At 69.9% G+C, this 13,668-nt stretch carries 12 protein-coding genes and 1 tRNA gene; 6 read left to right on the forward strand and 7 right to left on the reverse strand.

What is annotated here, in order from left to right; translation table 11 throughout:
- Window positions 1-163: 163 nt before the first annotated feature.
- The 5 genes from infA (at window position 164) to CA237_RS10180 (ending at window position 2,231) form a co-directional block, all read left to right on the forward strand.
- Entirely contained in the window at window positions 164-382 is a 219-nt protein-coding gene (infA, locus tag CA237_RS10160; RefSeq protein WP_003049127.1) for a translation initiation factor IF-1, read from the forward strand.
- A gap of 29 nt (window positions 383-411) precedes the next feature.
- Window positions 412-981 (forward strand): nucleoside triphosphate pyrophosphatase, encoded by a 570-nt coding sequence (locus tag CA237_RS10165; protein WP_066693959.1) that lies wholly within the window; start codon window positions 412-414, stop codon window positions 979-981.
- Complete coding sequence (locus CA237_RS10170) at window positions 974-1,948, forward strand: ribonuclease (RefSeq protein ID WP_066693961.1); 975 nt, start codon at window positions 974-976, stop codon at window positions 1,946-1,948. The genes CA237_RS10165 and CA237_RS10170 overlap by 8 nt, the downstream gene beginning before the upstream one ends.
- Window positions 1,926-2,126 carry a DNA gyrase inhibitor YacG gene (gene yacG, locus CA237_RS10175; RefSeq protein WP_126013973.1) on the forward strand — a complete coding sequence of 67 codons (201 nt, stop codon included), beginning with the start codon at window positions 1,926-1,928 and terminating at the stop codon, window positions 2,124-2,126. Before CA237_RS10170 ends, yacG begins: the two co-directional genes overlap by 23 nt.
- A gap of 29 nt (window positions 2,127-2,155) precedes the next feature.
- Window positions 2,156-2,231 (forward strand) — tRNA-Phe (locus CA237_RS10180).
- A gap of 45 nt (window positions 2,232-2,276) precedes the next feature.
- Here CA237_RS10180 and CA237_RS10185 read toward each other — a convergent pair.
- Genes CA237_RS10185 through tssK form a run of 6 tightly spaced genes read right to left on the reverse strand, consistent with a single transcriptional unit; the run spans window position 2,277 to window position 11,457 of the window.
- On the reverse strand, window positions 2,277-4,082 hold the full coding sequence (locus tag CA237_RS10185; RefSeq protein WP_126013974.1) for a serine/threonine-protein kinase: 1,806 nt from the start codon (window positions 4,080-4,082) through the stop codon (window positions 2,277-2,279).
- A complete protein-coding gene (locus CA237_RS10190) occupies window positions 4,079-4,834 on the reverse strand; it encodes a protein phosphatase 2C domain-containing protein (protein ID WP_066688694.1) in 756 nt (251 codons plus the stop codon). The genes CA237_RS10185 and CA237_RS10190 overlap by 4 nt, the downstream gene beginning before the upstream one ends.
- Window positions 4,831-5,268, reverse strand: a complete 438-nt coding sequence (gene tagF / locus CA237_RS10195; protein WP_066688696.1) for a type VI secretion system-associated protein TagF — start codon at window positions 5,266-5,268, stop codon at window positions 4,831-4,833. The genes CA237_RS10190 and tagF overlap by 4 nt, the downstream gene beginning before the upstream one ends.
- Window positions 5,268-8,765, reverse strand: coding sequence for a type VI secretion system membrane subunit TssM (tssM, locus tag CA237_RS10200; protein WP_232307869.1), 3,498 nt, complete (start codon window positions 8,763-8,765; stop codon window positions 5,268-5,270). The genes tagF and tssM overlap by 1 nt, the downstream gene beginning before the upstream one ends.
- Entirely contained in the window at window positions 8,762-10,126 is a 1,365-nt protein-coding gene (gene icmH, locus CA237_RS10205) for a type IVB secretion system protein IcmH/DotU (protein WP_066688975.1), read from the reverse strand. The genes tssM and icmH overlap by 4 nt, the downstream gene beginning before the upstream one ends.
- The gene (gene tssK / locus CA237_RS10210) at window positions 10,123-11,457 is read right to left on the reverse strand and encodes a type VI secretion system baseplate subunit TssK (protein ID WP_232307870.1); all 1,335 of its coding nucleotides are present in this window, start codon (window positions 11,455-11,457) and stop codon (window positions 10,123-10,125) included. The genes icmH and tssK overlap by 4 nt, the downstream gene beginning before the upstream one ends.
- A gap of 122 nt (window positions 11,458-11,579) precedes the next feature.
- On the opposite strand from tssK, the gene CA237_RS10215 reads away from it, so the two are divergent.
- Window positions 11,580-12,887 (forward strand): M23 family metallopeptidase, encoded by a 1,308-nt coding sequence (locus CA237_RS10215; protein ID WP_066688699.1) that lies wholly within the window; start codon window positions 11,580-11,582, stop codon window positions 12,885-12,887.
- Between the two features lie 2 nt (window positions 12,888-12,889).
- Here CA237_RS10215 and CA237_RS10220 read toward each other — a convergent pair whose 3' ends face one another.
- Window positions 12,890-13,666 (reverse strand): CPBP family glutamic-type intramembrane protease, encoded by a 777-nt coding sequence (locus CA237_RS10220; RefSeq protein ID WP_084401330.1) that lies wholly within the window; start codon window positions 13,664-13,666, stop codon window positions 12,890-12,892.
- Window positions 13,667-13,668 lie beyond the last annotated feature (2 nt).

Here is a 13,668-nt window from a genome sequence, read left to right on the forward strand (position 1 = left end):
AGCAACCCTTGCCGTACCCGCCGCCGCCCCCTATTTCACCCCCCACAGCATCGACCGGCCGTGCCAGCCACGGGTCCGGTCGTTCGTGCTTTCCTTTTTTGCGTTTAGCGCCTATGGGAACCCGCCCGGTTGCCGGTGCGCCATAATTTCACGAGGTATCTGTTTGGCGAAGGAAGAACTTCTCGAAATGCGCGGCCAGGTGGTCGAACTGCTGCCCAACGCGATGTTCCGCGTCCGGCTCGAGAACGATCACGAGATCCTGGGGCACACCGCCGGCAAGATGCGCAAGAACCGCATCCGCGTGCTGGTCGGCGACGAAGTCCTCGTCGAACTGACCCCCTATGACCTGACCAAGGGTCGCATCACCTACCGCTTCAAGTAAGCGGCCCCCGCGTGTCCGGACCGACGGCCATGCGCCTGATTCTCGCCTCGACCTCGCCCCGCCGCCGCGACCTGCTGGCGCGGATCGGTGCGGTGCCCGATCGGGTCGAGGCACCCGATATCGACGAAAATCCGCTGAAGGGCGAACTCCCGCGCCCCTACGCCCTGCGCCTTGCCGAGGCGAAGGCGCGCGCGATCGGGCCTCAGGACGGCGCGGTCGTGCTGGCCGGCGACACGACCATCGCGCTTGGGCGCCGCATCCTGCCGCCCGCCACCACCGAAGACGTCCAGCGCGAACTGCTCGGACTGTTGTCGGGCCGGCGTCACCACTGCCTGTCCGCCGTCTGCGTGCTGATGCCCGATGGCAAGGCGCGAATCCGCATTGCCGACACCATCGTCGCCTTCAAGCGGCTCGAGCCGCGTGAGATCGACGCCTACATCGCCTGCGGCGAGGGGCTGGGCAAGGCCGGCGGCTATGCGATCCAGGGCCGCGCGGAAGCGTTCGTCCGATTCTTGTCGGGCAGCCATTCAGGCGTGATCGGCCTGCCGCTGTTCGACACGCGCGCGCTGCTCGAAACCGCCGGCGTCCCGCTTGGCTGACTGGATCGTCGAGCGCGGCATCGGCGAAATCCGTGCCGCCCGCATCGTCGATGACGAGATCGTAGAAGCACGGATCGAACCGGACGACGCGCTGCTCGCCGGCACGATTCTCCCCGCCCGCCTCGTCCGCCGCATTACCGTGCGCAACGAAGGCATCGTCGCGTGGGACGGCGGCGAGGCGCTGCTCCACCCCCTGCCCCGTGCGGTTACCGAAGGGGCGACGCTGCTGGTCGAGATTACCCGGCCTGCCACCCCCGAACCCGGCAAGCCCAAGCGCGCCCGCGCCCGCCCCGCCCTGCCCGACGCCTTTCCGGGCGATGGCCCCTCGCTCGCTGCTCTGCCTGGTGCCCGCATCGTCGGCCCGTTCGACCGCGACCTGCTGGGCGAGGCGGGCTGGCCGTTGCTGATCGAGGAGGCGATGACCGGACAGGTCGGCTTTCCCGGCGGGGCGCTGAGCATATCGCTCACCCCCGCCATGACGCTGATCGACGTTGACGGCGACGTGGCCCCCGCCGACCTCGCGATTACCGGCGCGCGCGCGGCGGCGCGGGCCATCGCCCGGCTCGACCTTGCCGGATCGATCGGCATCGACCTGCCGACGGTCGGCGACAAGGCCGTGCGCCTCGCTGCCGCCGAGGCGATCGACGCCACCTTGCCGCAACCCTTCGAGCGGACCGCCGTCAACGGCTTCGGCTTTCTCCAGATCGTCCGCCGCCGCAGCCGCGCGTCGCTGCCCGAACTGTTCGCCCATGTCCCCGCCCATGCCCGCGCGCTGCTGCGTCAGGCGGAGCGCGACCGGGGCAGCGGCGAACGCACGCTCACCGCACATCCCTCCGTCATCGCCGCCATCGCCGCGCGGCCCGACTGGGTGCAGGCGGTCGAACGCACGCTCGGCGCCACGCTCGCCTTGCGGGGCGACGCCGGCCTCGCCATATCCGCCGGCCATGTCCAGGCCCGCTTCCCGTAACAACTGCCCGCTGTGTTCCGCACCGACGGACGCTGCCTATCGTCCCTTTTGCAGCCGCGGCTGTCGCGACCGCGACATGTTGAACTGGATGGGGGAGGGATATCGGATTCCCGGTCCGGCCGCCTCGTCCGACGAAAAAGGTGAAACCGGGCTGGACAGCGACGATTCGCACCGCTAACAGGCGCGCTCTCCCGGACATCCGGGCGTGCCCAGGTAGCTCAGTTGGTAGAGCATGCGACTGAAAATCGCAGTGTCGGCGGTTCGATCCCGTCCCTGGGCACCATCACTTCCCCATCGATGAAGCGACCCATCCGGCTGAGCGACAGTCTCAGCGCGACGCGACCGATTCGAACCAGATCATCTCGGTGCGCCAGCCGCGCTCGCCCGCCAGCGTCGCCACCTTGTCGCGCCAGTCGCTACCGCGGCTGCCGAGCGGCGGGGCGAGCACCGCCGGTTCGAACGGCCCCTTGCCGGTGACCAGCAGCAGCCCCGACCATCCGGCATGATCCAGGTCGATCTGCAACCGGTAGCGATCGTTGCCCAGGTCCTTGATCGGCACCTCGTTGCGCGACGCCCGCAGCGCCTCCGCAAAGGCACGGCGATTCTCGATCAGCATCGCGATCCGCCCCGACGGTTCGATCCCGAGCAGCGCGAAGTCGAGCGTCGGATCGCCGATATCGATCCCGACGATCGCGCTCGCCGCCTGCCGCCCGGCATAGGCCGACCCGTCGTCCTGCGCCCGCATCTCGAACCGGCGCTGCGGCACGCTCAGCCGGTTGCGACCGTTCGCGCGGATCTGACGATAGGCGTCCAGTGCGGCGCATCCCGCCGGGGTGATGACGGCGACGTCGGCGAAATCCATCTTGCGCGCGGCGATGCCCCGATCGCGCAGCGTCTCGGCAATCTCGCGCTGCGCCTGTGCCGGGTCGCCCGCCACGCCCGTCAACGCGACATCGACCCCACCGCCCGCCGCCGCGATGTCGGTAATGCTCAGCCACGTACAGCCGACCGACGGCAGCGCGGAATCGATCGCGGAGCGCGCGTTCTGCACCGGGTCGCCCGGCACCATGACCGGCGTGCCGCCCTCGGCAGGATCGTCGCCCCCCCGCCCCGACAGGAACAGCGCGACCGCTACGACGATGGCGAGCAGCGCCGCCCCCGCCAGCCACAGCCAGCGCCGCGGCAGACCGCTCGGCGCGGCCCCCGGCACTTCCGCCGCGTCGAGTGCCGCCAGCACCGCATCCATATCGCGCAGCCGCTGCGCCGGGTCGGGTCGCACCATCCGCTCGACGACGCCGCGCAAGGGCAGCGGGACGGCGGACAGGTCCAGCCCCGCGCGTCGCTTGTCGACCGCATCGACCAGCGTGCCACCCAGCCCCAGATCCGCGCCGCGCGCGACCGCGAGGATCAGCAGCCCGAGACTATAGACATCGGTCCACGGCCCCAGCGCCCGGTCGAAATCGCCCAGTTGCTCGGGCGCGACATAGCCCAGCTTGCCGGCGAACCCGTCGCCGACGATCGTCGCCGTACCGGGGTCGAGGTCCTTGGCGATGCCGAAATCGATCAGCTTTGCCCGCTTCAGGTCGCCGCCGCCCAGCAGCACATTATCGGGTGCCACGTCACGGTGGATCGCCCCCAGCCGATGCGCCGCCGCAAGGCCGGATGCCAGCCGCCGCAACAGCGCGCCCAGCGCCGCCGGATCGGGGTTCAGCGTCGCGAGCATGTCCGACAGGCTGGTCCCGTCGATATATTCGGTGACGATGTAGAGGACGCCCAGTTCCGGCTCCATCGCCAGTACGCGGTACTGCACCACCGCCTCGTGATGCAGCCGGGTGAGCGTCTGCGCCTCGCGCTTGAACAGGGTGATGACGTTCGGATCGGCGGCCAGCGCGGGCAGCATCACCTTGATCGCGACGCGTTCGTCGGTGGCAAGGTTCGCGCCCTCGAACACCTCGCCCATGCCGCCACGTGCCAGGAAACGGCGCACGACGAACATGTGGTTCAGGACGTCGCCGGGCTGGATATGGGCGCTGCGCTGCGACACCGTGCCGCCTACGGGTTCGAACACGGTGCGATCGCCATCGCCGTCGCCCGGCTGAAACACGGTGCGGTCGTGGTCATCCTCGCCGATCATGCGACGCCTCGCCCGAGCGACAGCGTCGTCGCTTCCTCGACCGCGACCAGCACGATCGTCACATTGTCCGGCGCCCCGCCTGCCAACGCACCTTCGATCAACCGGTCGAGCGCGGCCTGCCGGTCGGGCATCGCCATCACGGCGGCAATCGTCGCCTCGTCGGTGGTCGCAGTCAGCCCGTCGCTGCACAGCAGGAACAGGTCGCCCGGCAGCGCATCGTCGGTCACGACATCGACCTCCAGCCGCGCGCCCACGCCGACGGCGCGCGCGAGCACATGGCCGCGCGGATGGTCGCGCGCCTGTTCGGGCGAGATCAGCCCGCGATCGACCATTTCCTGCACTTGGCTGTGATCGCGGGTCAGCGGGTGCAGCACACCGTCGCGCAGGACATAGGCGCGGCTGTCGCCGACCCAGATCGCCGAGAAACAGCCCTGCTGCACCAGCAGCGCGACGACGGTCGACCCCATTTGCTGCGTCCGCCGCTGCGCCTCGGCCCAGATACGGCGGTTGGCGCTGTGCACCGCATCGGCAACCGTGCGCGTGGCGTCGTGGAAATCGGCGGGCAGCGCCACCCCTTCCAAAGCCTGGACCACCGCGTTCGAGGCCCAGTCGCCATGGGCATGGCCGCCCATGCCATCGGCCACCGCCCACAGCCCCAGATCGGGGCGGGCGCAGAAGCGGTCCTCGTTGATGCGGCGCTTCAGCCCCGGATGGGTCGCGGCGACCCCGCGCGCACGGACCGCGCCGCTCATGCCAGCATCTCGCCGATCAGGTCGACCGGGCGAGCACCATTCAGCGAACGGTCCTCGCCGATCCAGCGTGCCACCGGGCGGCGAGGGGGTGCCCCCACCGCCGCCAGCCGGTCCACGTCCCAGCCTTCGGTGATCGCGGCGTAGAGCAGTTCCTCGCACGCCGCCGGATCATGGCGGTCGCCATCGGTCAGCAGCAGCAATGGAAAGCGCCGACCCACCGCATCCTGGGACGCGGCGATCGCCCCGGCTACGCCATTACCCTCCGCACGCCACGGCTGCGCCGCGTCAAACCGGTCCGCAAAATCCGGATACCGCACCCGCGCCGCCTCCATCGCCGCCGCCAGCCAGTCGTCCAGCATCCCGCGGGTCGCCGCATCCATGCCGCGCGCCACGAAATCGCCATGCGCGGGCAGCTTGCCGAAAACCCATGCCATCATAGCGCCCTCGGGCAACGGAACGACCACAGCCCGGCGCGGCTGAACGGGTTACGCTTCGTCGGCAGCGCGATGGCCAGCGTGCTGCGCGCCGCGCCGTCGCCGAACCCGGCCTCGATCCGCTGCTCGCCGGCATTGCGCTTCTCGGCACGGTCCATCAACCGGAACAGCGCCCACGGCCCTTCCGCCTCGATCCGCGCGATCTCCGGTCCCGGCGGCGCATCGCCCCCAGCCGGCGCGGCACCCGGCGTCGCGGGGCCGTAGAGGATCAGCGACGCCTCGGGCAGGCCACCATTGGCCGACCACAGCAGCGGACGTGGCTGGTTGGCTGTAGGCGTAAAGCGATAGCGGGTGCCGCCGCTCGACAGTTCGACCGTGCCGACCCCCTGCCCGAACCGCGCCACCGCGACCTTGATCGGCAGCCCGCCGGCCAGCAGGTCGCGCAGCTCGGCACTTCGCGCAAAGGCTTCCGGCGTCGCGGGGTTGAGCGCCGCCGCCACCGGATCACCCTCACGCCAGCGCCACACCGGCCCGCCGGTGTCGATCATCTTCGCCAGCCGCTGCTGCACGAAGGAATCGATCACCCCGCCCATCCCGAACACGCGCAGCGTTTCAGCCATCGGCGCGTCCGGGGCATTTGCGAAGAAAGGGTAGTGCTCCTGGGCAACCCCCTGACAGGCTGGAAGGACGCTCTGGGCATAGGCATCGGTCACCGCGCCGCTCGCCGCGCCGATCTGCGCCGCCGCCCCGCCACCTGCCGCCGCATTGACGAAGGATTGCAACTGCGGCGGAGCCTGCGCCGCCGATGCCTTGACCGTGGCGAGTGCGGTGGCCATCGCCGCCTGAGTCGCATCCGATCCGCCGCCGCCGCCGACCGACTGCGCCGCGATCACTGCCTGTCCCGCCGCCTTGATCCCGCCGATGAACTCGTCGACCGGGGCCGAACCGCGCCCGTCGCCGACATATTCGTGGAGGGTGGCGAAATAGGCGGTGATCTCGTCGCCCGCATCGATCCCGCTGGCGCGATCGCGGCCGATCTCGTTGGCGACCCGGCCCAGCCGCGAGCGATTCATGCCATAGCGCCCGGCCCGCGCCAGCCCGGCCTGCACCCCGCCGGTAAAGATCGTGTTCTTGCGCAGTTCGAGCAGCACGCGCTTCAGCGGCGACGGACTCTTGGTCAGCGCCCCGAACGCGGCGGGATCGCGGAAATAGGCGCCGGGCTTCATTGCGGCGATGATGCCGTCCCACGCCGCGATATAGTCCTTGGCATAGAGGCCGGCGACGCCCGGCCGGACGTTCGACAATTCCTCGCCGACCCCGGCTTCCCCGGCACCGCCCAGCACCCACAGGTCGCGCTTCAGATCCTGCTGCACCGTCGCCAATCCCGGCAGATACGCCTTCTCATAACCCGCGCGCGTGAAGAAATAGGGGATGCGATAGGCCGCGACCGCGTCCGGATTGGCAAAGGCCAGCACATCGCCCTGCGACAATATGTTCGCCGCCTCCCACGCCGGACCCGCCGATGCCGCCTTCTGCCGCATCACCGCATAGGCGCGGTCGGCAAGGCTCAGCGTCTGTACCGCCGCGCGGGCGGACGCGACCAGCCCGGCGTCGAGCGGCGGGCGACGGTTGGGCCACACCGACGCAATGTCGCGATCCTCCAGCAGCGCGTCGAGATGCTTGGTCAGCGCGGTGCGCTCGGCCTGGCTGTCGGCCCCGGGATAGAGTTCGCCCGCCCAGTCGGCGGTGACCCATGCCTTGACCGCCTTCGCATCCATCGGCCCCTGCTGGCCCAGCATCAGATAGACTTTGAGCGGTTCGTACAGCCGCATCGGATCGCGCCCATCGGCACGCATCACCGCCTCCAGCCGCAGCAACAGGCGCGGCAGCAGGATCCGGCGCAGCGCCACGCGATAGCTTTCCTCGGCCTGTTGGCTCAGACTCGACTGGTACAGCCCGAAGGTCATCATCAGCGGCGGTCCGCCCGCACGCCGTTCGGCATAGCCGCGCGGCAGGTTGCGCAGCGTGTCGAGCGCGGGCAGCGCCGCGCGCAGATCGGCATCATCCTCGCGCACCTGCACCAGATCGACCCCTGCCTCGCGCAGTTGGTTCTCGGCCAGCTGCGCGCGTGCCGCCAATTCGTTCTGAAACGCCCGGTTGCGGGCATAGCTGATGCCCCATGCGGTCAGCACCAGCGCGGTGACGATCCCGATCGCCGCCAACGCCGCGATCAGCCGCGCGCGGTGCCGGGTGCGCGCGCGCAGGTCGGTCGCCCCCAACCCGGCTTCGGGGAACATCACCTCGGTCAACAGCCGGTTGAGGAAATAGGCGCGGCTGCGCGTCTCCATCCCCCCGGCAGGCGTTTCGTACACATCGCCCATCGCGGCGAGGATACGGTCGAGCGGCGCCCCTTCCTGCACGCCACTGGTCAAATAGAAACCGCGCAACTGCGCCGGGGCATCGTCCCCAGCGACGAACGCGCCCTCGGCAAAGCGCATCAACCGCGCGCGCAGACTACGCAACTGCGCCGGGAAGCCCAGCATCATGCCGCGGCGGCGCTGGTCGACTTCCTCGAACAATCGCCGCGCCTGCCGGTCGGCGATCGCCTGTGCCGATATGTCGAATGCCTGCGCCAGCGCCTCGGCGCTCGGGCGACCATCGGCGTAGGGAAGCGTCGCACCGAACACCGCGCGTCGACCCTCGACATCCAGATCGTCGAAATAGGTGCCGAACCCGGCGAGCAGATCGGCCTTGGTCACGATCAGATAGACCGGGACCGCCGTTTCCAGCGTGCGGCGCAGCTCGACCAGCCGCCGCCGCACGGCACTCGCATGCGCGTCGATCGCGGCGCAGTCGCTGCCGACCAGCGTATCGACGCCGATCGCGACGATGATGCCGTTGATCGGTTGTGCCGGACGATGGCGCTTGAGCAGGTTCAGGAACGCGCTCCACCCCGCCGCATCGACGGTCGCGTCCGAATCCTGCGTCGTATAGCGGCCGGCGGTGTCGACCAGCACCGCTTCGTCGGCGAACCAGAAATCGAGGTTGCGGGTGCCGCCAACGCCCTTCGCCGCCTGTTCGACGAACGGGAAGCGCAGGCCCGAATGGAGCAATGCCGTCGTCTTGCCCGCACCCGGCGGGCCGATGATGACATACCAGGGGCGGCTGTAGAGATAGTCGCGGCGATTGCCCGACGCGTTGCGCAGCTTGGCCAGCGCATCGCCCATCCGGCTGCCCAGCGCCTTGCCCTCTTCCTCGGCCGCGTCCGGTCCGGCCAGTTCCTTGGCGATCGCGTCGGACCGCTTCTTCGCGCGCCACCGCCGCCAACCCCACCATGCGCCCCAGAGCAGCGCGATGCCGATGACGAACGCGATCCGGACGCTCCACGGCCGGAAGAAGGCGAAGAACAGCGGCAGTGCGAAGACAATGATCAGCGCCAGCACCAGCGCCGATAGCAGCGTCACCGCATACCAGTTGGTGAAGAACCGCCGCATCATGAACGCCTCGGCACGATGATCTCGACCCGGCGGTTCTGCGACTTGCCCTCCGGCGTATCGTTGGACGCGATCGGCACGCTTTCCCCCAGCCCCTTGGTCGTCACGCGCGACGGATCGGACAGGTCGTCGCGGATCAGCCGCCCTACCGTCTCCGCCCGCGCCTCCGACAGCGCCATATTGTCGGGGAAGCGGACCGTCGCGACGCGGTCGTTATCAGCATGGCCCTCGATCAGCACCGACCCCCGCTCTCCCTCGATCGCGCGACCGATGCGATGGAACAGCGTCTCGCGGCCGGCCTCCAGTTCGTCCGATCCGGATTCGAACAGCTGCCCGACGGTGGTGCGCACCCGCACCGTCTGCGCATCCTCCTCGACCGTCACCAGCCCTTCGCGGATTTCGGGTTCGAGGAATTTGGCGAGGCGCGATGCCTGTTCGCTGCGCGCCGCCGCCATCGCCTCGGCCGGACGCGACAGGGTCAGTCGGCTGTCGGGGTTGAGCGCGGCCAGCCGATCGGTCGGCAAATCGCCGCTCGACGCCAGCATCAGCCGCAACACGGCATAGGCCAGCACCAGCAGCGCCAGCGCGCCCGCCGCCGCCAGTGCCAGGATATTCATCCCGATCCGCGCGGGCGGGGCCTTTTCCCCGCGCCAGTTCGGGACCAGTTCGACCTGCGACAGCGCGCGGACATGCGGCAGCGCGCCGTACAGCCGCGTCATGATCTCCTGCAACCGCCGCCGCCCGTCGGGCATGACGCGGAACCGTCCCTCGAACCCGGCCGCAAGGCACGCATGGAACAGCTCGATCAGGTCGAGATTGTCGTTCGGCGTGCGCAGCATGTCGTCGACCAGCTGCCAGAACCGGTCGCCGCCGATATTCTCATGGAAGAATTGCACGACCATCGACCGCCGCGCCCATTCGGCGCCATCGGTGCCGATGCCGGGCAGGTTCTGCGCGATGTCGTCGGCGGTGGCGCAGACCGCATACTTGGCGCGCTGGCGCTTTTCCTCCGGATAGTGCGGCGCGATAGCGCGCTCGAACGTCGCAATCGCCTTGGCGCATTCGCGGTGGAATTCGGGCATCGGCATCCGCACCCGCCCGGCGCGCACCGCCGCCAGCAGCGCGAGTACCGGCTCGGCCTCGGCCAGCATGATGTTGCGGACCTTTGGCGGTGTCGCGGGCAGCGGCACGTCGTCATCGGCCAGCCGCGATGGCGCGAGCGGGGCGCTGCCCGGTGCATGGCCGGTCCGCGACAAAGGCGGCGGCGCGCCATAGCCCGCGCCCGACGCCGCATTCTGTCGCAGCCCCTGCAATGGCGACGGTCGGAAGACCGTCTTGTCGCCCTCGTCGCCGTCTTCGGTCACCGCGCGCTCCGCTTCACGCACCATAGTTCGAGCTTCAGCCCCGGCCAGTCACCCGCGACATGCAGGCCCAGCGCCGTCGCCTGCTGGAACTCGGCCCAGTCCGGCACGCCGCGATCCAGCTCGAAATAGACGAAGCCCGGCAACACCCGCAGCTGTGGGGGGGGCGTCGGGGTATGGCGCAGCGGCACGCCGGGCAGCGCCGAATCGACGATCTGCCGCATCCGCTGTACCGCGCCGATCTTCGCGACCGAGGGGAACAGCCCGCGAATTTCCTCGACCGGCGCGGCGGCCGATACCGCGAGGTAGAAATAGCCGGTCTGGTACAGCGCGTGGTCGGTGATCCGCGAGACATAGGCCCCCGGCCCCGCCTGATCGAGCGGCAGCTGCACGGCGGAGCGTTCGAACACCGCCGACAGCATCGACTGGAGCAGGTCGAACACCGGATCGAAACATTGCTGCGGATCGACATGGTCGTAGCGCGGCAGCGGCGGCGCGCGGCGTTCGGGGCGGATCAGCGTCGCCAGCTCGCCCGCCATCGACACCAGCGCCTCGAACAGCCGTTCGGGATGCACCATCGGCAGATGCTGGAGATGGTCGAGCACCGGCAGCCAGCGGTTGAGCGCCTGCAGCAGCAGGAACCCGGCAAAGGTGTCCGACCCGCCATCGGTCGCCTCGACCGCACGCAGCGCCAGTTCGCCGGCGCGCTGTCCGGCGCGCCCGGCAATGTCCGACAGCCCGCCGCGCAACCGCGCCGCCGCCGCAATGTCCAGCGTCGCCGGAATATAGCGGTCGTCGAGCATCACCCGCTTGTTCTGCACCTCGCGGACCTTGGCGAGGCCGAGGGTCACCCGGCCATAGGTCTGGTCGCGGGTTACGCCGAAGCGCAGGTTCGGGCGGGCAAGGCCGACGGGCTCGCTCGTCCGGTCGCTGGAAAAGCTGTCGGCGACCTCGGCATCGTCGACCAGGAAGCGCGCATCGAGGCTGTCGCTGTCCGCCTCGCGAAACTGCACGGCACCCGGCTGCGCGACCGGCAGGGTCAACGAGATCAGCGCGTCGCGCGCATCGGCGGGGATATCGAGCGGCGGAGGCGGCGGGATATCGTCGGGAATGGCGAAGGGCGTGCCGTCGGGCAGGATGCCGGTCGCGCGCGTCACCGCGAACTTGCCGAGCGTCGCCACATCCTCGTCGATGACCAGTTCGGTCAGCCCCCAGGGCCAAGGGCGGATCGAGGCGATGCGGGCGTTCAGCTGCGCTTCGGCATGGCGGTCCTGCGCCTGAAAATGCTGCGGTCGCAGGAACATACCCTCGGACCACGCCACCCGGTTCTTCACCAACCTCTCCCCCCTTCTGGCCGGAAACAGCGCGCCGGAGCCAAGTGCATGCCAGATCGTTTCGCCACAGCAATAGCTGCCAAGGTGACGCCCGACGCTGCTATTGGTTCCAAGGGCAGGCCATGCAGCATCGCGACGATTCCGACCCGTCCTACGACCCGCGCTCCTGGGGTAGCCCGCGTCCCGCGCCGGTCCCGCCACCACCGCCGATACCGGTCGCGCGCGGGCGAAGCCGGACGCCGCTGATCGCCAGCGTCGTGGTAACCCTGGGCGGAGCGATCCTCGCCTACACGGCAAGACCGGCAGGCGACGACCTCGCCAGCCCCGCCGCCACCGCCACGCCTGGCGCATCCTACGACCAGCGCGTGCTCAACATCGCCGGCCCTGCCGCCATCGCCCCGACCCTCCGCTCGCTGGGCGTAGCCGAAGCCGACGCCACCCGCGCTGCCGAACTGGGGCAGGCTGCACTGGGCGACACACCGGGCCTGCTCCGGCTCGACGTCACGCTGGCAGGCCGCAATCTGCACGCCGCCACGCTCACCCATGCCGATGGCGGCGGCGTCGCGATCGAGCGGGCCGGCGACGGGACGCTCGCCGCCAAGCCGCTGTCGGCGAAACTCACCCGTCGCCTGCGCTTCGTGCGCGGCGAGCTGGATGGCGAAAGCTTCTACAGCTCGGCCGTGGCGGCGGGGGTCAGCGATGTGCTGGTCGGCCCGTTCGCCAACGCCTTTCGCTACGATTTCGACATCCAGCGTGAGGTCGCGCCGGGCGACATCTTCGAAGCGGGGTTCGAGGAGCGCGTCAACGCCGATGGCGAACCGGTCGGCGCGCCGCGCCTCGTCTATGCCTCGCTCGCCACCGCCGCCAAGACGCGCGCGCTCTACCTGTACCAGCTGCCCGGCGATGCAGAGGCGGAATGGTTCGACAGCAGCGGACGCAGCAGCCGCCGCGCGCTGATGCGCACCCCGGTCGATGCGGCGCGGATCAGTTCGGGCTTCGGGATGCGCGGTCACCCCATTCTGGGCTTTCGCAAGATGCACCGCGGCACCGACTTCGCCGCCCCCACCGGCACGCCGATCTTCGCGGCGGGCGACGCGACGGTCAGCTTTGCCGGCATGAAGGGCGCCAATGGCAATTTCGTCCGGCTGCGCCACGACAATGGCTGGGAAACACTCTACCTGCACATGAACCGCATCGCGCCCGCGATCATCCCGGGCAGCCGGGTGGCGCAGGGGATGCAGATCGGCGAGGTCGGCACCACCGGCCGCTCGACCGGCCCGCACCTCCATTACGAAGTGCATATCGACGGGCAGGCGGTCGACCCGATGTCGATCGAAACCGGCGGCGGCCGGTCGATTCCCACCGCTGCGATGGTCGGGTTCCGCAAGATTCGCGACGCGATCGACGCGAAACGGGCGGAGACGATGTAGCCTCATACCGGTCGCCGCCCGACGACGAGCAGGATTACGGCCAGCAGCGCGATCCCCATGGCGAAACTGCCGTTCAACCCCGCCGCCGATCCGCCCCACCGCAAAGCGCCGACCAGGTCGAGGTCGATCACCGATCCGAACGCGCCGGTGCCGGGATTGGGGTCCAGCCCCACGCCCAGCTGTTCGACGACATTCCACGCGAAATGCGCGCCGATCGCCGCACCCAGCCCGCGAACCAGCGCCAGCAACCCGAACAGCACGCCGCCCAGCAGCATGTTCGTCAGCATCACCGGCTCGACGCCGCCGGACAGCGCATGCAACGCAGCGAACGCGAGCGCCGTCAGCGGCACCGCCACGCCCGCCCCGACCCCGCGGATCAGCAGCGGTTGGACATAGCCCCGGAACATGACCTCTTCCGCCGTCACCTGGAGCAGCACCAGCAGCACGCCCAGCGGCAGCGCGATCCGTGCCGCAGGTCCGATACCCCGCCCCAGCGTCCCTGCCAGCGCGCAATAGCCGATCGCAAGCAGCAACCCGGCCAGACCAATGGCGAAACCGCCGCCAAATCCTTTGAGCGCCACCGGCCGCAACGGCACGCCAGCCACCCTCGCAAGACCCAGCGCGAGGATCAGGATCGCCCCGAACACGATCACGCCGAACCCCGCGTCCGCCGCGACCGGCGAGAGGCCCTGCACCAGATGGTCGGCGAACGGTGCCGCCCCCCACAGGCAGATCCAGGTCGCCAGCACCCCGGCCCCGGCCAGCGCGATCGCGCGCATGA

The organism is Sphingomonas sp. ABOLH (assembly GCF_003951715.1).
Lineage (GTDB): Bacteria > Pseudomonadota > Alphaproteobacteria > Sphingomonadales > Sphingomonadaceae > Sphingomonas > Sphingomonas hankookensis_A.